Annotated in this window: 15 protein-coding genes; 6 read left to right on the top strand and 9 right to left on the bottom strand. The window is 71.5% G+C overall.

From position 1 onward, the window contains the following. The first annotated feature begins 81 nt into the window (after positions 1-81). Complete coding sequence (locus ACSMXW_RS28360; RefSeq protein ID WP_485800416.1) at positions 82-1,359, top strand: citrate synthase; 1,278 nt, start codon at positions 82-84, stop codon at positions 1,357-1,359. 206 nt (positions 1,360-1,565) lie between these two features. Beyond that, positions 1,566-3,212: a sensor histidine kinase gene (locus ACSMXW_RS28355; RefSeq protein ID WP_485800414.1), complete on the top strand. Its 1,647-nt coding sequence runs from the start codon at positions 1,566-1,568 to the stop codon at positions 3,210-3,212. Between the two features lie 154 nt (positions 3,213-3,366). On the opposite strand, the gene ACSMXW_RS28350 is transcribed toward ACSMXW_RS28355, so the two are convergent. The 4 genes from ACSMXW_RS28350 to ACSMXW_RS28335 all read right to left on the bottom strand — a co-directional run bounded on the left by ACSMXW_RS28350 (position 3,367) and on the right by ACSMXW_RS28335 (position 8,765). Beyond that, on the bottom strand, positions 3,367-4,056 hold the full coding sequence (locus tag ACSMXW_RS28350; protein ID WP_485800410.1) for a response regulator transcription factor: 690 nt from the start codon (positions 4,054-4,056) through the stop codon (positions 3,367-3,369). Then, positions 4,053-5,204, bottom strand: a complete 1,152-nt coding sequence (locus ACSMXW_RS28345; RefSeq protein ID WP_485800408.1) for a sensor histidine kinase — start codon at positions 5,202-5,204, stop codon at positions 4,053-4,055. Before ACSMXW_RS28345 ends, ACSMXW_RS28350 begins: the two co-directional genes overlap by 4 nt. Next, positions 5,201-5,725 carry a DUF1453 domain-containing protein gene (locus tag ACSMXW_RS28340; RefSeq protein WP_485800407.1) on the bottom strand — a complete coding sequence of 175 codons (525 nt, stop codon included), beginning with the start codon at positions 5,723-5,725 and terminating at the stop codon, positions 5,201-5,203. Before ACSMXW_RS28340 ends, ACSMXW_RS28345 begins: the two co-directional genes overlap by 4 nt. 904 nt (positions 5,726-6,629) lie before the next feature. After that, positions 6,630-8,765, bottom strand: a complete 2,136-nt coding sequence (locus tag ACSMXW_RS28335; RefSeq protein WP_485800405.1) for a DNA gyrase/topoisomerase IV subunit B — start codon at positions 8,763-8,765, stop codon at positions 6,630-6,632. A gap of 439 nt (positions 8,766-9,204) precedes the next feature. Here ACSMXW_RS28335 and ACSMXW_RS28330 point away from each other — a divergent pair, with 439 nt between their 5' ends. Beyond that, on the top strand, positions 9,205-9,435 hold the full coding sequence (locus ACSMXW_RS28330; RefSeq protein WP_485800403.1) for a DUF7455 domain-containing protein: 231 nt from the start codon (positions 9,205-9,207) through the stop codon (positions 9,433-9,435). A 386-nt stretch (positions 9,436-9,821) separates the two neighbouring features. Here ACSMXW_RS28330 and ACSMXW_RS28325 read toward each other — a convergent pair whose 3' ends face one another. From ACSMXW_RS28325 to ACSMXW_RS28305, 5 genes are all read right to left on the bottom strand, one after another. Continuing rightward, positions 9,822-10,718 (bottom strand): serine protease, encoded by an 897-nt coding sequence (locus ACSMXW_RS28325; RefSeq protein ID WP_485800402.1) that lies wholly within the window; start codon positions 10,716-10,718, stop codon positions 9,822-9,824. Between the two features lie 254 nt (positions 10,719-10,972). Beyond that, positions 10,973-12,535 (bottom strand): RNA polymerase sigma factor, encoded by a 1,563-nt coding sequence (locus tag ACSMXW_RS28320; protein WP_485800400.1) that lies wholly within the window; start codon positions 12,533-12,535, stop codon positions 10,973-10,975. Positions 12,536-13,220: 685 nt separating this feature from the next. Beyond that, positions 13,221-14,111 carry a FadR/GntR family transcriptional regulator gene (locus ACSMXW_RS28315; protein ID WP_485800399.1) on the bottom strand — a complete coding sequence of 297 codons (891 nt, stop codon included), beginning with the start codon at positions 14,109-14,111 and terminating at the stop codon, positions 13,221-13,223. A 1,861-nt stretch (positions 14,112-15,972) separates the two neighbouring features. Further along, positions 15,973-16,734 carry an NUDIX hydrolase gene (locus ACSMXW_RS28310; protein WP_485800397.1) on the bottom strand — a complete coding sequence of 254 codons (762 nt, stop codon included), beginning with the start codon at positions 16,732-16,734 and terminating at the stop codon, positions 15,973-15,975. Between the two features lie 439 nt (positions 16,735-17,173). Beyond that, the gene (locus ACSMXW_RS28305) at positions 17,174-18,628 is read right to left on the bottom strand and encodes a DUF4192 domain-containing protein (protein ID WP_485800395.1); all 1,455 of its coding nucleotides are present in this window, start codon (positions 18,626-18,628) and stop codon (positions 17,174-17,176) included. Positions 18,629-19,675: 1,047 nt separating this feature from the next. Between ACSMXW_RS28305 and ACSMXW_RS28300 the strand changes: the two genes are divergently transcribed. The 3 genes from ACSMXW_RS28300 to ACSMXW_RS28290 are packed head-to-tail and all read left to right on the top strand — an operon-like array spanning position 19,676 to position 22,497. After that, positions 19,676-20,662 carry a phosphotriesterase family protein gene (locus ACSMXW_RS28300; RefSeq protein ID WP_485800393.1) on the top strand — a complete coding sequence of 329 codons (987 nt, stop codon included), beginning with the start codon at positions 19,676-19,678 and terminating at the stop codon, positions 20,660-20,662. 48 nt (positions 20,663-20,710) lie between these two features. Continuing rightward, entirely contained in the window at positions 20,711-20,962 is a 252-nt protein-coding gene (locus tag ACSMXW_RS28295) for a DUF3311 domain-containing protein (RefSeq protein WP_485800391.1), read from the top strand. Then, a complete protein-coding gene (locus ACSMXW_RS28290; protein WP_485800390.1) occupies positions 20,959-22,497 on the top strand; it encodes a sodium:solute symporter family protein in 1,539 nt (512 codons plus the stop codon). The genes ACSMXW_RS28295 and ACSMXW_RS28290 overlap by 4 nt, the downstream gene beginning before the upstream one ends. The last annotated feature ends 48 nt before the right edge of the window (positions 22,498-22,545 follow it).

The following is a 22,545-nucleotide window of genomic DNA, read 5'->3' as shown; positions in this document are numbered from 1 at the left end:
CGATCCATGCTTGACTACTTAGTTGTCAATATTGATTAAATCAACATACGGACGCCGACTCTCCCGGATACGGTGACGCCCATGAAGGATCAAGACCTCGCCTCCGATCACAACCGGCGTATCAGCACCAAGGAGGCCGCCGAACTGCTCGGCGTGAAGCCGGAGACGGTGTACGCGTACGTCAGCCGCGGCCAGTTGGGAAGCCGCCGTGGCCAGGGCGGGCGCGGCAGCACTTTTGACGCAAAAGAGGTGGAGGCGCTGGCCCGGCGGCACAGGAGGGAGCGGCAGCCGGCGCGCACCGGCGGCGAACTCTCCGTACGCACCCGCCTCACGTTGATCGACGATGACCGGTACTACTTTCGCGGTGTCGACGCCGTCGAGCTGGCCACACGGCACTCCTACGAGGAGGTCGCGGAGTGGCTGTGGACCGGCGTGCTCCGGCCCGGCGTACGGTTCTCGGCCCCCGAGGCGTCCGTGGCCGCGGCCCGCCGGGCGGTACGCGCCCTGCCCGGGATCAGCGGCCCCACGGACCGGCTCAGGGTGGCCGCGGTGGCCGCCGCGGCCGGGGACCCGCTCCGCTTCGACCTCTCCGAGAAGGCGGTCCTCGGCACCGCACGCACCCTCGTCCCGACGCTGGTCGCGGCCCTGCCGCCGGTACCGCGCGGCCACCGCGACGAGGGCCCGCTGGTTCGCGATCTGTGGGCGCGGCTGACGGGTCGGCCCGTCGACGAGGCGGCGCTCCGCGTCCTCGACACGGCACTCGCGCTGCTCGTGGACCACGACCTGGCCGCCTCGACGCTCGCCGTCCGGGTCGCCGCGTCGGCACGCGCGCACGCCTATGCCGCGGTCTCGGCGGGCCTCGGCGTCCTCGAAGGTCCGCTGCACGGCGCCGCGAGCGGCCTGGCCCACCGGATGCTGCTGGAGGTGCTCGACCAGGGCAGTGCCGCCCCTGTGGTGGCGGACGAACTGCGCGCCGGGCGGCCCATCCCCGGGCTGGGGCACCGGCTGTATCCGGGCGAGGACCCGCGCGCGCGGGCGCTGTTCGGGCTTCTGGAGGACGTCCCCGGTGCGGCACCGGCGCTTGCCGCGGCCCGGGACGTCGTGGCCACCGCGGCCCGGCACACCCCCCTGCACGCCAATGTCGACCTCGCCCTGGCCGTCCTGACCGCCTCCACCGGCATGCCCGCCGCCGCGGGCGAGACGATCTTCGCCGTGGCACGGACCGCCGGCTGGATCGCCCACGCCCTGGAGGAGTACGCGGAACGCCCGCTCCGGATGCGCCCCAGCGGCCTGTACACGGGCCCGCGCCCCCCACAGCTGCTCCCGGTCCCCTCAGACGAGGCGCCCCCCGGCGCCTAGGGTGAGGGCGGCCGGCCCGTGGCGCCATCACTCGCACGAGGTATGTGCCGCCCGCCGGCCGTTCACCCTTGCGTGCACGGTGGGCCGCCCGCGCTCCCGCGCGCGCCGCGGCTGCGCGACCGCGGGGTGCCCTCCTCCCCCGCCGCGACGGAGCGTTCCGCACAGGGCCCCGGCCGGGCCCGCCCCGCCCCGTACCGTTCCTACGCATGAGCACGACCCGCACGGCCCGGCGGCTGCGCCTCGGGCTGCCCCGCCGCGTCTTCTCACAGGTCCTGCTGATGCAGCTGGCGATCGCGGCCGGGGTCGCCGTCCTGGCCACCGGCCTCTTCCTCGCACCGCTCGGCGACCAACTGGACGACCAGGCGATGCGCCGCGCCCTTGCCATCGCGCAGACGACCGCCGCCCAGCCGGGCCTGGCCGAGGACCTACAGACCACGGCCCCCACGGCCGACGGCCCCGTACAGCGCCGCGCGGAACGCATCCGCCGGGCCAGCGGCGCCGAATACGTGGTGATCATGGACCGGCACGGGGTCCGCTGGTCCCATACGGATGTCGGACAGATCGGCAAGGTCGTCTCGACCGATCCCAGCGTTCCCCTCTCCGGCCACGAGATCATGCAGATCGACAGCGGCACCCTGGGGCGCTCGGCACGCGGCAAGGTCCCGCTGCGCGACGCACACGGCGCCGTCGTCGGCGCGGTCTCCGTCGGCATCGAGTACGACAGCGTGCGGGCCCGCCTGGTCCACGCGATCCCGGGCCTCCTCGCCCACGCCGGTGGGGCGCTGGCCGCCGGTGCCGCGGCGGCGTTCCTGATCTCCTGGTGGGTGCAGCGCCGCACCCGCGACCTCGCCTTCTCCGACATCGCCGCGCTCCTCGCCGAGCGCGAGGCGATGCTGCACGGCATCCGGGAGGGCGTCGTGGCGCTCGATAGGACCGGCCGGATACGCCTGCTCAACGACGAGGCCCAACGCCTCCTGGGCATCGGACCCGACACCGTGGGACAACCCCTGGACGCGGCGCTCGGCCCCGGCCGCACCACCGACGTCCTGGCCGGCCGGGTCACCGGCAAGGACCTGCTCACCGTGCGCGGCCAGCGGGTACTGGTCGCCAACCGGATGCCGACCGACGACCGCGGCGCCGTCGCCACCCTGCGCGACCGCACCGAACTGGAACAACTCGGCCGTGAACTCGACTCCACCCGTGGCCTGATAGACGCCCTGCGCGCCCAGGACCACGAGCACGCCAACCGCATGCACACCCTGCTCGGCCTGCTGGAGCTGGAGATGTACGACGACGCGCTCGCCTTCATAGGCGAGGTCGCCGGCAGCCACCGGGTCACCGCGGAACAGATCACCACCCGGGTCCGGGACCCGTTGCTCGCCGCGCTGCTGGTCGGCAAGGCCACGGTCGCCACGGAACGCGGTGTGACCCTGGCCCTGTCACCCGGCACCGCGGTCCCGGATCGGCTGGTGGACGCCCGCGGACTGGTCACCGTCGTCGGCAACCTCGTCGACAATGCGCTCGACGCCACCGCCGGCACCCCCGGCGCTCACGTGGCCGTCGAACTGCGCGCGGACGGCCACACCGTCGTCCTCCGCGTCAGCGACACCGGCCCGGGTGTCCCGCCCGGCGAGCGGGACCGGATCTTCGTCGAGGGCTGGTCGACCAAAGGGGCTTCCACGCACGGCAAACGGGGCATCGGCCTCGCCCTGGTCCGCAGACTCGCCGAGCGCCAGGGCGGCACGGCCACCGTCGGCGAAGCCCCCGGCGGCGGTGCGGAGTTCACCGTCGTCCTTCCGGAGGCCCTCACCGGACCCGAGCCGACCGGCGCCGATGGCCTGGGCGCGCCGTGATCGGCGCACCGGGCCCGGACCGGAGGGGCCCGGAGGCCACCTGATGGGGCCATGGCCCGTACTCGGGCGCCTCGGGCACGCCCGGCCATTCCGGAAGACCGACGGCCTTCCTGGCGGTCCCCGGCGCTGTCGGCACCGATCCGCTGCCGCTTCCTCAGGTGGCCGTGCGCCCCGGAGGCCGTGCCAGGCCGTGCGTGTAGGCGTACCGCACGGCCCCCGCGCGGTCCTTGAGGCCCGTCTTGGCGAAGAGGTTGTTGATGTGCGTCTTCACCGTGGCGGTGGAGACATGTAGGCGGCGCGCGATCTCATGGTTGGTCAGTCCTTCCGCGATCAGTGTCAGCACCTCGGTCTCGCGTGCCGTGAGGCCGTCGGGAGGCCCTGCCGACGGTGGAGGGGGCTCGGGCTGGGAGAGCTTCTCCAGGAGCCTGCGCTGGATCGCCGGTGAGAGGCCGGCTTCGCCGGAGAGCACGCTGTGCACGGCACGCACGATCTCGTCACCCCCGGCGTCCTTGGTGAGGTAGCCGCGGGCGCCCGCCTTGAGCGCGGGGAAGAGCGACTCGTCGTCCACGTAGGTCGTGAGCACGACCACCTCCGTCCCCGGGTACTCGCTCCTGATCCGCCTGGTCGCCTCCACACCGTCGCAGCGGGGCATCCGCAGGTCCATCAGCACGACGTCCGGCGCGAGCTCCCCGACGAGCTTGACCGCCTCGTCACCGTCGCCCGCCGCCCCGACCACCTCGATCCCGGGCAGCAGCCCCAGCAGCATCACGATTCCCTCGCGCACGACCGTCTGGTCGTCCGCCACGATCACCCGTGCCGTCGTGCCGATGCGCTCGGCCGTCATGCCGGCACCTTCAAGGTCACCGCGAACCCCTCCTCGTACGGGCCTGCCGCCAGCGTGCCGCCGAGCAGCTCCGCGCGCTCCTTCATCCCCAGCAGACCGTATCCGCCGCCGGAGCCGGCCAGCTCACCCGGAGTGCCGCCCGAGTCCTTCACGTTCAGCGTGATGTCGTCCTTGCCGTACTCGAGGTGGACCATGATCTTTGCACCCGGGGCATGCTTGCGGGCATTGGTCAGGGCCTCCTGGGCGACCCGCCGCACGGCCTGCGAGGCCTCCGCCGGCACGGGCCTGCGGTCCCCGGCGACGGTGACCTCGGCGGCGGTCGTCGTGGACACCAGCTCGCGCAGGTACTCCTCCAGTGGTGATATCTCGCCGCGGAGTGCGGAGAGCGCCTGGCGGGTCTCCGCGAGTCCGTCCCGCGCCATACGCCTGGCGTCCACCACCCGCTCGAGGATCTGCTCGCGGGACGCCCCGCGCTCGATGAGCAGACGGGCCGCCTCCAGGTGGACCAGTTGGGCGGACAGGCTGTGGGCCAGCACATCGTGGATCTCACGGGCGATACGGGTGCGTTCGGCCAGCGCGGCCGACTCGCCCTCCGCCTTCCGGGCCGCCCGCTCCTGCGCCAGGAGCCGCAGCGCGCTGCCCCTCGCCTCGGCGTCCAGGCGCAGCACATAGCCGGCGAGCAGCAGACCGCCCGCGGTGATCACATTGGTCGTGGTGGTGTCGTTGTTGTAGGCGAAGAAGCCGGTGAGGGCCAACGAGGAGATCGGCAGAGCCGCGACCAGCGGCATCCGCTCCACCGCGGTGACGACACAGCCGCACCACATGACGAGTGCCGGGACACGGAACTCGGCCTGCTCCGCCGCGAGCGCCATACCCCCCACCAGTGCGAGCAGGCCCATCGCCGGCACGAGCCGGTGCGCCAGGGTCATCCGGAAGACACCCCATGCAGCCGCACCGCAGGCGCAGACGCCCACCAGCAGCAGCGCCGTCTGCCACGGGTTCAGGCCCCGGTGCGACACCGCGCTCCATACCAGGACTCCTAAGGTGCCCACCCTCGTGGCCCGTGCCAGCCAGCGCCGTGCCGGAGTGAGGCCTGCACGGGAGAGCGCCTCGCGGGAGGGCCACGCGGTCCAGACGTTCACGGTCACACGGGGTCCTTCCACGACGTGGCACGCAGGTCGTCACCGTACGCCGTGACACGCTCGGAGCTGTCGCGGATGAGCCTGGTGCGCCAGGCCAGCAGCCCGGAGCGGACCAGCAGCGAGGCTGCCAGCGCGAGCAGCAGCGCTCCGGTGCCCTGGTGTATCCCCATGACGACGCCGAGGCCGGCGAGGGCCACTCGAATGGCTATGCCCCCGATCCAGACACCCAGCGTCGCCTTGGTGCCCCGCACCCACACGGAGCCGTCCGGCTCGGTCCAGATGCGGCTGGTCCAGGCCCAGGCAGCACCGATCCCCGTGCCCATCAGCAGCTCGGCGGCGAGGAGCACCGCGGAGGCGGCCTGGTGCCGGCTGTCCACGAGGCCGGGCTCGCGCAGCGCGAGGTAGACCAGCACTGCGGGCACCAGCCACCACCGCTTGCCGTCGATGGCTCGCTGGGGCCTCGTCTGGCGCACCACGATGACGGCGACGACAGTGAGGGCCACCACAGCATCGGTGAGCGTGGACATCAAAGCCTCCGTGGGGCGTGAGACGCGGACGGTCGAGGCACCGGCGCGCCGTGCGTGCACGAAGAACGTGCGAGCACTCGCCGGAGTCGAGCAACGCCTCCGACGCTACGGAAAAGGCCTGGTCACGGGATCGGAGCGGAGGTTGATCCCGGGTGGATCAAGGGCTCCACCCACGGGTGGAGCCCGCTGGGGCGGGCGAGGGTGCGGGCAGGCCCCGAGGCGGACGGGGTACTGACGTCCGAGGCTTCGGGCTCTGGAACGGGTGGGCCGGCGGACTCCCGGAATGGGGCCAGGGGGCCGGGATGCACGGGGCTGGGCCCCGGGTGGCAGCCAGGACGGGGCCCGGCAAGCTGCCCGTGGCCCGGCAGAGGCACGCCGGGCCACGGTCCGGCAGAGTCACGCCGGCAAGTGGCCTACGAGCCGGCAGAGTCACCCCGACAAGAGGGCCCACGCAGCCCGGCAGAGTCACCCCGACAAGAGGGCCCACGCAGCCCGGTAGGAGCGCCCAGGAGCGACGGATGGCCCCGGAGGCGGGCAGACGGCGGACAGACCGACCGCGAGCCCGCCGACGGCCCGGGAGCGGGGCAGCGCCGCACCACTTCATGGCGCGCAGGAGCGCCGTGGCCCGGGTGCGCCAGGAAGCCAAGGGACCGAAACGGACGCTGGGAGCCTCGCAGCCGAAGCCGCCGCGTTGCCCGGAAGCCGGAACGCCGGAACGGAGAGCGAGCGCCCCGCAAGCGACGCGGGCGCCGCATGGCGCCGGGGCCGGAACGGACACCGGCCGGTACGCGCCCGTAGCAGACGCACGGCCGCCACATCACCCCGGAACGGGTCCGGACACCCTGCGGCCCCGCCCCCGACGCGGGCGCCGGGTGTGGGGCCGGAACCGGGGGCGCCGGGCCGCTCAGGCGTCGATGCGCGACCGGTCCAGCGTCGCCGCCGACCCGCTGATGAACTCCTTGCGGGGCGCCACCTCATTGCCCATGAGCAGGTCGAAGACCTGCTCGGCCGAGTCCAGATCCGAGATGTTGATCCGGCGCAGGGTCCGGCGGCGCGGGTCCATCGTGGTCTCCGCGAGCTGGTCCGCGTCCATCTCGCCGAGGCCCTTGTACCGCTGGATGGAGTCCTTGTACCGCACGCCCTGCCGCTGGAGGTCCAGCAGGGTTTCGCGCAGCTCGCGGTCCGAGTACGTGTAGAGGTACTTGTCCTGGTTCTTCTTGGGCTGGACGAGCTCGATGCGGTGCAGGGGCGGTACGGCGGCGAAGACGCGGCCGGCCTCCACCATGGGCCGCATATAGCGCTGGAACAGCGTCAGGAGCAGGCAGCGGATGTGCGCGCCGTCCACATCGGCGTCGACCAGCAGGATGATCTTTCCGTAGCGGGCCGCGTCGATGTCGAAGGTGCGGCCGGATCCGGCCCCTATGACCTGGATGATCGATCCGCACTCGGCGTTCTTGAGCATGTCCGAGACCGAGGACTTCTGGACGTTGAGGATCTTGCCGCGGATCGGCAGCAGGGCCTGGAACTCGGAGTTCCTGGCCAGCTTGGCGGTGCCGAGCGCCGAGTCGCCCTCGACGATGAACAGCTCGCTGCGCTCGACGTCGTCGCTGCGGCAGTCGGCCAGCTTCGCGGGCAGCGAGGACGACTCCAGGGCCGTCTTGCGGCGCTGCGCCTCCTTGTGCTGCCGGGCGGCGATGCGGGTGCGGGCGGCCGCGACGGCCTTCTCCAGGACGGCGCGGGCCTGCGCCTTGGCGTCGCGCTTGGTGGACGTCAGGAAGGCCTTGAGCTCCTTGGCCACGACGTTGGCCACGATCCGGTTGGCCGCGGACGTGCCGAGCACCTCCTTGGTCTGGCCTTCGAACTGCGGCTCCGCCAGGCGGACCGTGACGACCGCAGTGAGGCCCTCAAGGGCGTCGTCCTTGATGATGTCGTCCTCGGCGACGCGCAGCAGCTTCTGGGCCCTGAGCACTTCGTTCACCGTCCGTGTGAGCGAGCGCTCGAAACCGGAGACGTGCGTGCCGCCCTTGGGGGTGGCGATGATGTTCACGAACGATCGGACGGTGGTGTCGTAGCCGGTCCCCCAGCGGAGCGCGATGTCGACTCCGAGGTCGCGGGTGACCTCGGTCGGGGTCATCTGCCCGCGGTCGTCCAGGACCGGAACGGTCTCCTTGAAGGTGCCCTGTCCGGAGAGGCGGAGGACGTCGCAGACGGGCTTGTCCGAGGCCAGGTACTCGCAGAACTCGCTGATGCCGCCGTCGAAGCGGAATGACTCCTCGCCCTTGCTGCCGCCCTCGCCGAGGCCGTACTCGTCCCGGACGACGATGGTCAGGCCGGGCACCAGGAAGGCGGTCTGGCGGGCGCGCTGGTGCAGGGTCTCCAGGGACAGCTTGGCGTCCTTGAGGAAGATCTGGCGGTCGGCCCAGTACCGGACGCGGGTGCCGGAGCGGGTCTTGGGGATCTTCTTGGTCTTGCGCAGGCCGCCCTTGGGCTCGAAGGAGGCGTTCGCCCCCTCCTTGGCGAAGGCGCCGGGCACGCCGCGCCGGAAGCTGATCTCATGGGTGCGGCCGCCGCGGTCGACCTCCACGTCGAGCCGGGCGGACAGGGCGTTCACCACGGAGGCGCCCACGCCGTGCAGGCCGCCCGACGCGGCGTACGAGCCGCCGCCGAACTTGCCGCCGGCGTGCAGCTTGGTCATGACGACCTCGACACCGGACAGGCCGGTCTTGGGCTCGACGTCCACGGGGATGCCGCGGCCGTTGTCGCGGACCTCCACGGAGCCGTCGTCGTGCAGGATGACCTCGATGTGGTCGCAGTAGCCGCCCAGGGCCTCGTCGACCGAGTTGTCGATGATCTCCCACAGGCAGTGCATCAGGCCACGGCTGTCCGTGGAGCCGATGTACATGCCCGGGCGCTTCCGGACGGCTTCGAGCCCTTCGAGGACGAGGAGGTGCCGCGCGGTGTAGTTGGAACTGTCCCTGTCCACGATGCCGCCTGCTCCGGTCAGCAGCGCTGTGGACGGCACGGACGTCTCGGCGGTCACGCGGTTCGCTCCTCGCTGAATTTCTGTCGGTCCCTGATGGAACGGTGGGTCGGCGTCGGTCACCGCTCTGAGGGTACCGAGGCCTGGTAGAGCCGTTGTAACGCCACCCACGCCACCTCTTACAGTAGCCCAAGGGTCGCATATCAGTTCGATCCCTCGTTGGAGTGACGTGTACATCACGTTCCCTTCGAGGCATGAACCATTTAGGCTCCGGGCACGTCCTCATGAACACCGGCAAGCCAGCCGGGAGGATTGAACCCACAGAGAAGTGCGAACCCGTAAGACGCAACGACACGCAATACGGCACATTCGCCGCCAACCGCCAGCAGACAGCCACCCCGGGGAGAAATCTTCGAGGAAATGCCACGAGCGGGAACGTTTTGGGGCTGGTTGGATGTTGACCTGGTACGACAGCTCGTCGAGCTAGAGAAGAGGCGACGTGACTACTGTTCTGACCCCCGCGAGCCCGCTGACGGCCGCCGACCGCTGCGACCGCTGCGGAGCCCAGGCCTACGTGCGCGTTGTCCTGACAAGCGGCGGTGAACTGCTCTTCTGCGCCCACCACGGCCGCAAGTTCGAGCCGGAACTCAAGAAGATCGCCGCTGAGATACAGGACGAGACGGAGCGGCTGACGGCCGTCCCGGCGTCAGCCACCGATGAAGAGCGCTGACCACATCGCATCGACGACGAGCAGCCCGGCGTGAGGCCGGTGATGGGCGGCCACCTCTGGCTCACCAGGGGTGGCTGTTCGTTTCCCCTCCGACAGCGGGTCTGCTTCCGCCTTGGAGCGTGCTCCAGGGTGTCATAGGGCGCTGCATGGAGTGCCGGCTTGCTGACCGATGGTGTTCCGCCTCGAGCGCACTCCCGCAACGAGCCCGGGCTCCGCTGCGAGTCCGGATTCACCTGTGTCCGGGCCTCCGCTGTCCGGCCCCCTCTGAGTCCGGCACCCGCGAGTCCGGCTCTCCAGTGAGTGAGGGCTCATTGCTGTCCGGACCCCTCCTGCCCACGGTGTCGGCCCGAGATGGCCCTGTCACCGTTCGGATCGTCCTTGCGGGATCACAGTCCGGCCGCGTCCCCGGCCTGGCCGTCACTCGACCGGGACACCGCATCGAGGTCGCCGAGATCCCCGAGGACCCCGGAGATCCGCGTGTAGACCCCGGGGCGGCCCGGGCGGCCGCAGCCGCTGCCCCAGGAGACCAGCCCTATCAGCTGCCCCTGGGCGACCAGCGGGCCCCCACTGTCGCCCTGGCAGGCGTCACGGCCGCCTTCGGAGACTCCCGCGCAGAGCATGGACCCGGCGACGTAGGTGCCGTCCGTACCGCCCGGGTAAGCCGCCTCACAGGCGCTGTCGGACAGCACCTGGACCTCTGCCGCCCGGAGGCCCTCCGAGAGCTCTCCAGCGCCCGTCGTGTCCCCCCAGCCGTACACGGTGGCCTGAGTGCCCGCCTCGTACGCGCTGTCGCCTTCAGAAGCCATAGGGAGCACGGCGCTCTCCGGAAGCGGGGCCGAAAGTGTGAGGGCGGCCACGTCTTCCGCATTGGTCCTGCTGTCGTAGTTGGGGTCGACATCGGCCTCCCGCACCGGGATCTCTTGCCCGGCGCTCGTACTCAGGTCCGCACGGCCTGCGATGATCTTCAGATCGTGTACGTCGCCGAGCGCCACGCCGAGCGTTTCGTCGCCGAGGCAGTGGGCGGCCGTCAGGACCGTCGACGGCGCGACGAGGGCTCCGGCGCAGAACTGCCCGGAGCGCGCGTCACCGAAGCGGTCCCGGCTGGAGAGCGCCACCGTCCAGGGGGCGTCGGCCGTTCCGACCGGCTGGCCGCCCACCACGACGCCGCCGGCCCCAGCGGCGGCGCGGGCCCGCGCGGCGGCCGGCGGGGCCGCGGGCAGGAGCGCTGTCGCGGTACCGAGGGCGAGCGTCACGGCCAGTGCTCCCAGGATGCATCGACGCATGGGGGCGCTCCTCACTCCGTGTGGCAGGTGCACACACCCAGGGTCACCCGGGATCGGCGGAAGCGCATCCGTACAGACGCCGGCGGCCCGCTCCCCCGAGGGGGCGGGCCGCCGGTGTGGCATGTCCGTCGCCGATGCGAGCGGTGTCCCACGCGCGCGGGACGACCTGCCCGGAAGTCTCCGTGGACGAAAGGCCGCCCCCGTCGGACGGCCTCTGCCGAGCCTTCCAGGTCGGACGGTCCCTGCGAAGCCTCTCAGTCGAGGTAGTCGCGGAGCACCTGCGAGCGGGACGGGTGGCGCAGTTTCGACATGGTCTTGGACTCGATCTGCCGGATCCGCTCGCGGGTGACGCCGTACACCTTGCCGATCTCGTCGAGGGTCTTCGGCTGACCGTCGGTGAGACCGAAGCGCATGGAGACGACGCCCGCCTCACGCTCGGAGAGCGTGTCGAGCACGGAGTGCAGCTGCTCCTGGAGGAGGGTGAAGCTGACGGCGTCCGCCGGGACGACGGCCTCGGAGTCCTCGATCAGGTCGCCGAACTCGCTGTCGCCGTCCTCGCCGAGCGGAGTGTGCAGGGAGATCGGCTCGCGACCGTACTTCTGGACCTCGATGACCTTCTCAGGGGTCATGTCGAGCTCCTTGGCCAGCTCCTCGGGGGTGGGCTCCCGGCCGAGGTCCTGGAGCATCTGGCGCTGCACCCTGGCGAGCTTGTTGATGACCTCGACCATGTGCACCGGGATGCGGATGGTGCGGGCCTGGTCTGCCATCGCCCGGGTGATCGCCTGGCGGATCCACCAGGTGGCGTAGGTGGAGAACTTGTAGCCCTTGGTGTAGTCGAACTTCTCCACCGCGCGGATGAGGCCGAGGTTGCCTTCCTGGATGAGGTCCAGGAAGAGCATGCCGCGGCCGGTGTACCGCTTGGCGAGCGAGACCACCAGGCGGAGGTTGGCCTCCAGGAGGTGGTTCTTGGCCCGCCGGCCGTCCTCGGCGATGATCTCCAGCTCGCGCTTGAGCTTGGGGGCGAGCTTGTCCGCGTTGGCGAGCTTGTCCTCCGCGAAGAGGCCGGCCTCGATGCGCTTGGCGAGTTCGACCTCCTGCTCGGCGTTGAGGAGGGGGACCTTGCCGATCTGCTTCAGGTAGTCCTTGACCGGGTCCGCGGTGGCTCCGGCGGCGGCGACCTGCTGGGCGGGGGCGTCGTCCTCGTCCTCGTCGGAGAGCACAAAGCCCTGGGTGCCGTCCTCGGCGGGCTCCTCGGCGCCGGGCTTGCCGGTGCCGGGGGCGTCCTCGACGACCTCCTCGTCCAGGATCTCCTCGGGATCCTTCTTGGCGGTGGTCTTCTTCGCCGCCGTCTTCTTCGCGGTGGTCTTCTTGGCGGTGGCCTTCTTCGCCGGCGCCTTCTTGGCCGCCGCCTTCTTGACGGGTGCAGCCTCTTCCGCCGGCACGTCGACGACCGGCACCTCCGGCGCCGGGGCGGTGGCCGCGGCAGTGGTGGCCTTCTTGACGGTCGTCGTCTTGGCCGCCACTGTCCTGGTGGCGGTGCGCTTGACGGGACTCTTCGCTGCGACGCTCTTCCGGGTCCGCTTGGGTTCCGCGGCACTGACCATCAGCGTCACACCCTCTTCCTCGAGGATCTGGTTGAGGCTGCGCAGTACGTTCTTCCACTGAGTGGCCGGAATCTGGTCAGCTTCGAAGGCCCGACGCACGTCATCGCCGGCGATCTGCCCCTCAGCCTTTCCCCGCTCGATGAGCGCCATGACAGAGACGGACTCGGCGATCTCCGGCGGGAGCGTACGGGATGTGCTGGCCGACACGAACAACCTCTCGGAACGTTGGAAAACGGCTTCCGGCCCCGTCCACTGAAGGACCGGAGCCGACGACCGCCGGCTTGGGAGTGGGCCGACGGCGCGGGCGGGCCGGGGAGATGGACAGCGCCGCCATTGGCCGCTGTATTCCCTCCTCGACTGTCACCTCTTAGGTCATCGCGCAGTCCGGAGGAGCGTTACGCCCAATCCACGTGGCCCGAGTCACACCGCGTAAGCGCACAAAAACGTACAAACACCCCCTGAGCGCTCCCGGAAGGTGGCCCGTTGGGCCAAATGGGGGTGCGACGGGATCGGCTCGGGCGTTCTCAGCCGGTCGGGCGCGGGAGTGCCTCAGAGGGCCCTGCCGCGGCGACCGCTCCCGGACGCCGCCTCATGGACGCCGCCCCGTGAGAGGCCGCGTCGCGGGGCGCCGCTTCGTGCGACGCCGGCTCAGGGACACCGTCTCGTGGGACGCCGACTCAGAGACACCGGCTCAGGGGCGCCGTCTCATGGGACGCCGCTTGATGACGGCAGGGCCGGCGTGTCGCCGGACCCGTGCCGGTTCCCGGTCAGGTTCCGGCACGGGTCCGGCCTGCACATGCCGCATCGGGGTGGCGGACGGGCACGGCGGTTCCGAGGTCGCGCGGTGCGGCACGTGAATCACGCCGCATGGCCCGTCCTGCTGTGGCGTCGCATGGCCTCAGTGCTCGCGGGGAGCGGGAACGACGCGCTCCACCTCCGGGTGGACGGTGAGCAGTTGACGCATGGCCCCTTCGGCGGCCGCGCCGTCGCCGGAGGCGAGGGCCTCGGCGATCCGGGCGTGCAGCCCCAGAGCCGTCTCGTTCGGCCGGTCGCAGCCCGTGACGGGGCCGCCGGACACCTGGAGGGCGGCCGACACGATCCCGGACAGGTGCTCCAGCATGCGGTTGCCGGCGACCTGGATCAGCAGGGAGTGGAACTCGGCGTCGGCGCGGGAGAAGGTGATCGTGTCCGCCTGGGCCAGGGCGTGGCCCATGATCTCGACCATGTCCCCGAGCCGCTGCTGGACGTCCTCCCTGCCGTGTCCGGCGGCGAGCCGGGCGGCCAGGGGCTCGATGGTCCAGCGCAGCTCGCTGAGCTCGCGACGCTGGTCGTCCCGCTGGGGGCCGAAGGCCCGCCATTCGATGATGTCGGGGTCCAGGAGGTTCCAGTCGCTCACGGGACGGACGCGTGTGCCGACGTTGGGGCGGGCGCTGACCAGTCCCTTGGCTTCGAGGACGCGCAACGACTCACGGACGACGGTGCGGGAGACCTCGAAGCGATGGCCGATCTCCTCGGGAACGAGGGGACGATCGGCGCCCAGATCGCCGGAGACGATCATCTGGCCGAGTTGCTGGACGAGTTGGCCGTGCAGTCCCCGGCCGCGACTGCCGGCGGCTCGGCGGCCCACACGGCCCAGTTCGGGCTCCGTGCCTTCCCAGCCGGCTGCGCCGCTGACGCGGTCGCCTCCCGGCGCTTCTGCGTAGGGGTAGCTGTCGAGTTCGCCCGGTCCGACGAAGCCGGAGTCCGAGGAGCGGGCGGTGGTCATCATGGTGTGCGCAAGGGTACTCACGGATCCTTTGTCGGCGTCACTCGTAACTGCCTTGAGGTCTTTGGTGAAAAGCACACGAAAGGGTGATCGCTCACTCCGCGATAATTGACGCCTTATCGGAAAGAAATGGGCATTGCCTCGGGAGTTGCGTACAGCAACGGAAAGAATCAAGAAGAAAAGGAATGGAAAAGGTCATCATCGTGCTCTTCGGCCCAGCCGGCTAAACACGTACTCGTGGAGCAGCGCCGCCTGGACAACGCCAGTGCTCCGCCCACGGGTTGCAAGGTCACGGGTGCTCCCACGGCCTTGTGCGCCTCGCCTCCAAGCGGCCACCGACCGGCCCGAACTCCCGCAACCACACGCGAAACCCGGACGCCTCGCGCACGGGCGGCCTCGCAACTGCCGTGCGCACCAGGGGTACGACGACAAGCGGAACGGCCGGTACGGCAGAAAGCCCGGCGGTGATGGAGCGGAACACTCCGGCCGCAAGCACCCCTGCCCAGGCACACCCGGGCACAAACGAGATCCAACTCACGCTGGATCAAGGCCAGTCGACGGGAACTCCACTCGGCCGAAATCCGTATACAAGGTGAAACAGCGCGGCATCACAGGTGAAGACCCAGTCGGCGAAAGGCACTGCTGCCCCCGCAGCAACAAGCAGTTTGACGGCGGGCATCCCGAGCGGCACGGCACGGTCCCGCGGTCGGTGGCGAGCGCGGAGCGCCGGAATTCATCCCCGAAGCCCAGGGCATCCAGCAGTGCGGCGCCCAGAGCGGCCGGCGGCAGCGGCAGTTCCCGCGGCCAGCCGAGAAGTGCACGCGGCTGGGGAATGCGCACGCTTCCGGCAAGCAGCAAGGAAAGGAGTGCGGAAGAAACAAGCACACACGCAGCGGTGACATATCCGGCTGCCGCCCCGCCGCCACGGTGCACCTCGTGACGGACGGGACGCAGGGGGCTCCTCGCCGAGCCGGCCGTGAGGCGTGGCGGCAGCGCCCCGGACCCGGCAGGGGCGGACTCACGGTGCCGGAGGGGCCGCAGGCCGCGCACATGCGGCACAAAGGCCCCGAAGTCCTTGCGGGACGCCCGGAGGAGCGGGGCGACACGATTCGGCGTCGCCACCGGGCGCGGTGCGGGTCTCCCGGTCCTCCAGAGCCGAGCCGTTCCGCGCGCCGGTAGGGAGGAGGCGCCGGAGAGCGAGGCGCCGTTCCCCGCGAGCCTGCCGCGGACGGTCTCGGGCACCGAGGCGACGAGTGGCGCCGTCTCCCCCACCCCGCCATGATGGCCCCTCGGGCCCACGCCTCCGACCCCGTCCGCGTGATGTCCCCGACCGGCTGCAGTCCGAGCATCAGCCGGAGCGCCATCGTCCCCCCTGAATCAGGCGCACCCAGCAGCGCGGTGATGCGTCCCGGGTGCGCCTCCGGGGACACATCGTCGAGGGCGAGAGCAGTGGCCCCGCCGCTCACACCGGCCCAGTCCCCCGTGCGCGCGGGGCCGGTCAACCGCTCCTCGGAGCGGTTGCCGGTCAGTCCGATGGCCTGGATCATCGCTTCTCTCGCGGAGGGTACGACCGCTCGACGGCCGGGGCCCGTCCGGCGGATCACAAACGGACAAGCCCCGCAAGTACGGAAGCAAGATATCGCGATATTACTGATTTTCCGGGCAAGAGGGGCGCATAGATGTCCGACCGCCGATGCCCGGATCGCCGAACGGACGGACGGCGGCGGGCGAGGCGGCCGACCGCTTCCGGCTTCAGGCCCGCCGAGAAAGGGCGCGGGGAACTGCGCGACCAGCCACGGCGAGGCAGGAGGATCACCACAGCCCGCAGGGCAGCCCCTTGCCTTCGGGCTTCGGGCTTCGGGCTTCGGGCTTCAGGCTTCAGGCTTCAGGCTTCAGGGCGCAGCATCGGCGGGTTGAGGAGGGTGGCACCGCCGGCGCGGAACAGCTGGGCGGGACGGCCACCCTGACGCGTCGTCGTACCGCCCGTGGGGACGAGGAACCCCGGAGTGCCGGTCACCTTGCGGTGGAAGTTCCGCGGGTCGAGCGCGACACCCCACACCGCCTCGTAGACACGGCGCAGCTCCCCGACGGTGAACTCCGGCGGGCAGAACGCGGTGGCCAGCGAGGAGTACTCGATCTTCGAGCGGGCACGTTCCACACCGTCCGCGAGGATCTGGGCGTGGTCGAACGCGAGCGGGGCGCTCTGTTCCTCCTCCCGACCTCCGGGCACCGGTGCCAGCAGCGTCTCCACCGGTGCCCAGCGGGCGCTGCGGGCGTCGCCACCGGCTCTCGGCGCCGGCAGGTCGGGCGCCAGAGCGAGGTGGGCGACGCTGACCACCCTCATCCGCGGGTCGCGCTTGGGATCGCCATAGGTGGCGAGCTGCTCCAGATGCGCGCCGTTGTCCTGCACCGGGGAGTCGGGGCTGTGCACGCACAGCCCGGTCTCCTCCCTGAGCTCGCGGGCGGCCGCGGAGGTCAGATCCTCGTCGGCCCGCACGAAGCCGCCAGGCAGTGCCCAACGCCCCTGGAACGGCGGCTCGCCGCGCCGCACCGCGAGCGCACAGAGCGCATGGCGCCGCACGGTCAGCACGACCAGGTCCACGGTGACAGCGAAGGGCGGAAAAGCCGACGGGTCGTAGGGCGACATGACGCGATCATAGTCGTCTGGGTGACGATAAACACGCGCTTCGCCATGGGTTCCGCATCTGCGCCGACCACTCCCGGCCATATGCTTCGCGTCGCTCCGTGTACCCCGGGATGAGCCGGTCAGGCCCCTACCCGCGGGTTTGCGGACGAGCCGCCAGGGGGTGCCGATCGACGTTGGGTCAGGTTCCGGTTCCGCCCGGGAGGGGTCGGTGGGGGTCGGTGCGATTCGGTGGAGCGGGGGGCTACGGGCGAGCCTGTCCTACAGACCTGTGGGACAGATCTGTAGGACGGACACATGGGGCCGGCCTGCGGGGCGGCCTGTGGGGCGGGCTTGTTGGGCGGGGCTCCGTTGGGACCCGAAGGCCAGCCCGGCGCGGGGGCGCTGACTGCCCGTCCGGTGCGTGGGCCGGTCTCACTGGCCGGTTCACGGCGCGTTTTCTTCACGGCGCGTCCTTCGGGGTGCGGGGGCGGCGGGGCAGGGACCTGATACCGGGTGTCGTCCCCGGGCCTGAGCCCTTGGGCCGGGGCGGACGCGGCCCGCGGGCGGCGGGTCCTCCGGTGTCCGGCCGGCGAGGACGGAGGGGCCGGGGCGGCCGGGGCGGCCGGGGCGGCCGGGGCGGCCGGGGGCGCCGCGGTAGAGCGGACGGTGACCGGGGCTCATCGGTCCCGGGTGCGTGCGGCGCTGCTGCCGAGGGGGCGCCGGGCGACCCGGTTGACCTGGAGTCCGCCGGTGCTCCGGCCTGCGCAGCGCCCGTGGCCGCGGTGCGCAGGGCAGCCGTACGCTCCGCGCGCTCCTTGCGGAGGCACCGGCGGATGGCTTCCGGGTCCAGGCCTTCGTTGCACGCTTGGTGGAGGAGGCGGGCGAAGACGTACTCCGGGTCCCGGCCGAGGGCCATCGCCAGCGCCTCGCGGGCTTCCAGCTCGTCCCCTGACGACCAGGCGAGCCAGCCCGCGAGGGTGAGGGGCGCCGCGGCGTGCTCGGCGTACGGGCCCACGCAGCGGCGGGCCAGTGCGCGCCAGAGCCGCAGGGCCGAGGGGGCTTCCGCTTCCTCCATCCACTCCGCCGCGCGGTCGCGTGTGGTCCTGTCCTGCAGGCCGAGGATGAGCGCCGCGGCCTCGTCATGTGCGATCAGCTCGTCGTCCCGGAGGTCCGCCTCAAGAGTGCCGTGGGGGAGTTGCGCGGCGGCGAGGCGGTCCATGACCCGGCGCGCCAGGTCCAGGGTGTCCGTGATCACCGCGGGGCGTCGCGACTCGTCCAGCATCCTCGGGACCAGCGCCGCGGCCGCCGTGTCCAGCGCGGCCTCCTGGTCCAGGGCCGCGGCGGTCTCCCAGGGCAGCAGTCTGGCGTGGAACTCCTTCAGGGTGCCGCGTACCTGGAGGCCGGCGTAGGTCATGGCCGCGGAGAGGACGGAGGCGCCCGGTAGGCCCATGGGTTTGCCCTCCTCGGGGCAGCACTGGGGGCCGGGGCAGCAATACGACCAGAATCGACTCCCGGAGAGGCACAGCGCTTCGAGCACCGGGATGTCGAGGCTGCCGCACTCGGTGCGCAGGAGCTGCGCCAGCGGCCGCAGGTCCTCCATCACCTGACGACCGGTTCCGCCGCGCTCCGGCTCCCGGCAGACGAAGGCGACCATGCCCTCCGGCCGCGCCCCGCGCCGCTCGCTCGCGGCCACCAGGCACCGGGCCATCTGCCGGGCGGCCTCCGGCCAGTCCTCCCGGTGGTCCGGGATGCCCAGGCGGGCGCGTGCGCCCAAGCATCCGTAGCCGCCTCGGTCATGGAGGGCGACCAGCACGATGCTGTCCTCGGGGCGGTACCCGAGGATGTACGGGAGCGCGTCGGCCAGTTCGGCTGCTGATCGCAGGGTGACCTGGTCCAGCTCCGTCTCCGTGCGCATACCGGCGTGGCTCATGGCTGCCGGCGCCACTGCTCCGGCCCCCGCCTGCCAGGGCGGCGTCCCCCGTCCGGGGTGCGCCGCTCGGAGGGCCCGGTCGAGGGGTTCCAGGGGCATCGACGAGGGGAGCACGGTGCCCGGGTCGGCGTGCTCGGGGGATTCACCCGGCCTCGCGGGGGCGTCCGGCCTCCGCGTCCGGGCCGGCGTCGAGCACTCGCCTGGCCTCTGAGGCCCGCGCGTCTCCAGGTGCTCGTATGTCTCCAGGGACTCGTATGCCTCCATCGGCTTGTACGTCTCCAACCCCTCGTGCCTCTCCAGAGGCTGGCTCGTTCCCACAGGCTCGGCCGTCCCCGAGGCCTCGGTCGTCCGCGGGGATCCGGCCGGCGCCGAGGGGGCGGCGAACTCGTCCGGGGCCGAAGGGGCGGGGTCAACCGGGGCCGAGGGGGCCGCGGACTCGACCGGTACCGCATGTCCGGCCGGTACCGCGGGGACCGGGGCGCTGGGGTGCGTACGGGCGGAGTCGCGAGCCGAGCCGGGATCGTGTGCCCGGCCGGCGGCACGGGCCTGGTCGGGGCCGGCCGTATGCTCCCGGCCGGCGGGCTCGACGGGTTCGATTGCCTCGCTGCGATTCGTCATGCCGCGACCTTGCCCCGAAATACAAGGTTCCGGTTTACCCTGTGGATAAGTCTGATCAGGGACACAACAAGAGTTATCCACAGACTCGACGGCTCGCTCGCACGATGTCGGACCCATCGGGTTGCATGGGGGCATGAGCGACGAAGAGCCGCGCACGGCGGCGGATGCCGTGCTGCCCCGGGAAGGCAACCCATCGTGTCGCGTGGGCCGGACCGAGCCGCGCCGCGCCGTCCACCCGCGGCCCCGGCGGCACCGGAGCCCGAGCCGGAACCACGGCCTGACCCGAAGGACCAGAAACCGCGACCGGACCCGGATGACCAGAGCCGCAGGCGCGGGCCGGACCGCGAATCCGGCGCCGGCAACATCATTGCCGCGTGGCGGGCACCGGCGTACCGTGATCACGTGGCATCTGTCATGACCACTACAGGATTGGTCGAAGCGGGGCAACTCGGCCTCGCTCTGCCCCATGAGCATCTGTTCGCGAACACCATCCGGGAGTACCGGCGCACGGGACTGCTGCACGACGAGCAGGTGATGTCCGAGGAGGTCCGGGCCTTCGCGCAGGCGGGGGGCGGGACGATCGTGGACGTGACCCCGGCGGAGATCGCGCAGGGTGCCGCCACCGACCCGCTGGGTGTGCTGGGGCCCGGGAGCGGGTCGTTACCGGCGGACACCGCGGGTACCCGACCCGTCGCCAACGTGCTGGCGTTGGCGCGGCTGGCGGCCGAGACCGGTGTCCGTCTGGTGCTCGGCACCGGGCACTACCGTGACCCGTACCTCGACCGGGACTGGTTCGACCGGCACAGCGCGGACCAGATAGCCGACCTGATGGTCAGGGACCTGGAAGAGGGCTTCCCCGGTACCGGTGTCAGGGCCGGCATCATCGGTGAGATCGGTGCGGAGCAGTGGTACGTCTCGGCTGCCGAGGAGCGCTCGTTCCGGGCCGCCGCCCGCGCCCACCTGCGCACCGGTGCCACCATCACCACGCACGCCGCCCGGTGGCCGGTCGGACTCGCCCAGCTCGACATCCTCCAGGCCGAAGGCGTGGATCCGGCGCGGGTCGTCATCGGGCACTGCGACATGGTGCCCTCCGAGGAGTACCACCTCGCGATAGCCCGGCGCGGTGCGTACGTCCAGTTCGACACCTTCCACCGCTGTACGGACGGACGCGCGCTGCGGGCCCGCGTCGACGCCATCGTGCGCCTTGCGCGCGCGGGGCACCTGGACCGGGTGCTCGTCTCCCACGACGTGTTCCTCGCCGACCATCTGAGCAGCGCCGGTGGCACGGGGCTGGCGTTCATCCCACGGGAGCTGCCGACGGCGCTCGCCGCGGCCGGGCTCGGCCCGGACGACATCACGCAGATCCTCATGGCCAATCCCCAGCGGGCGCTCGCCGGCTGAGACGACCCGAGCGGTACGGCAGACAGGCCGCAAACGAAAGGCTGTTGTATGGACGAGGGCTACAAAGGCCGCGTCGGGCACGGTGAGCGGCTGGTCTTACGCATCGCGCTCACCACGGTGCCCTGCCTCGGCATGTGCGGCGCCGTGCCCGCGGTCAACCGTGTGACGCCCTACGTCCTCGGTCTGCCGTTCCTGGTCTTCTGGGTCGCCGCCTGGACGGTACTCACGAGCGTCTGCATGGCCTTGGTGCACCTGCTCGACCCGGCCCGCCGGGAGGAACACGAAGGACGCAGCCGATGAACGCCGGCCTTGTGCTGCTGGCCCTGGCGCCGGTGCTGGCTCTCGCCGTCGCCGTGCTGGGCCGTACCCGCAACACCGACCTGGAGCAGTGGGCACTCGGCGGCCGGCGGTTCGGCGCGCCGTTGGTCTTCCTGCTGCTCGCCGGTGAGATCTACACGACGTTCGCCCTCCTCGGCGGCAGTGGCTGGGCCTACGGTCAGGGGGGTGCCGCCCTCTATGTGCTGGCCTACTCACCGCTCGCCTACGCCGTCTCCTACTGGCTGCTGCCCGCGGTCTGGCGGTACGCCAGGAACACCGGCGCCATATCCCAGTCCGACTTCTTCGCCACCAAGTACGACAGTCCCGCCCTCGGAGTGGTGGTGACCGTGGTCGGCGTGATCGCCATGGTCCCGTACCTCACCCTTCAGCTCCAGGGCATCAGCATCATCTCCGAGGAGGTCTCCTACGGCAGGATCGGCCGAACACCGGCGGTGCTGGTCGGCGCACTGCTCCTGGTGGTGTACTCGGCCGTCGGCGGGCTGCGCGGTGCCGCGCTCAACGCCGCCGTGAAGGACGTCGCGGTCCTGGCCGTCGTCCTGGTACTCGCCGGGTACCTGCCGCACCACTACTACGGTTCGATCGGCGGCATGTTCCACGCCGTCGAGGCGAAGGACCCCGGGCACACGACCCTGCAGGCCGCCACCGGTCACGGAGTCGCCTGGTTCGTCTCGACCGTGCTGATCAGCGCGGTCGGGTTCTTCCTCTGGCCCCATCTGTTCACGGCCTCGTTCTCCGCCCGGAACGAGTCCCTCTTCCGGCGCAACGCGGTCCTGCTGCCCCTGTACAACCTGCTGTTGCTGTTCTCGCTGCTGATCGGCTTCACGGCCTTCGCCAGGATCTCCGGGCTGGCCGGCACCGACCAGGACCTGGCCATGCTCCGGCTGGTCAGCCAGGCCCTGCCGCCGTGGCTGGTCGGGCTGATAGGTGCGGCCGGACTGCTGACGGCGCTGGTCCCCGGCGCGGTGCTGGCCACCACGGTGGGAACGCTGATGGCCCGCAACGTGTACCGTCCGCTGCGGCCCGGCGCCTCCGACCGGCGGCTTGCCGTCGTCGCCCGTGGCGCTGTGCTGATGGCGGTCGCCATCGCCGCGCTGCTGGTGTTCTACGGCGGTTCGACACTGGTCAGCCTGCTGATCGTGGGCTACTCCTACATAGTGCAGCTCCTGCCCGCGCTGCTCACCAGTCTGCTGCCGCGCAACCCACTGGAGCGCTGGGGCGTGGGTCTGGGCGTCGCCGTGGGCATAGCCGTCGCCTCGGTCTTCGCCTTCGGCGTGGTCACACCCGCCTACCTCGCCACCGTGCTGCCCACGTCGGTGGCGCAGCTCAACAGCGGGGTGTTCGCCCTCGCCGGCAACGTCCTGGTGGCGTTCACCGTGTCCGCAGCCGTGCGGCGCCGCGGTCGTGCGCGCTCCCCGCACCCGCGGCGCACCGCGGAGGGCCCCGGTCCCGTGGCCGAGGCGCGGCACGCGGAGAGCGGTGGGCATCCTCCCGTGTGATCACCGACCGGGGCCGACCTGAGGCGGTCACCCCCCGGGTCACGTGTG

It is taken from the genome of Streptomyces sp. DSM 116793 (genome assembly GCF_057320905.1).
Note: the sequence above shows the minus strand (reverse complement) of the source record. Positions and strands in the feature narration are given on the sequence as shown.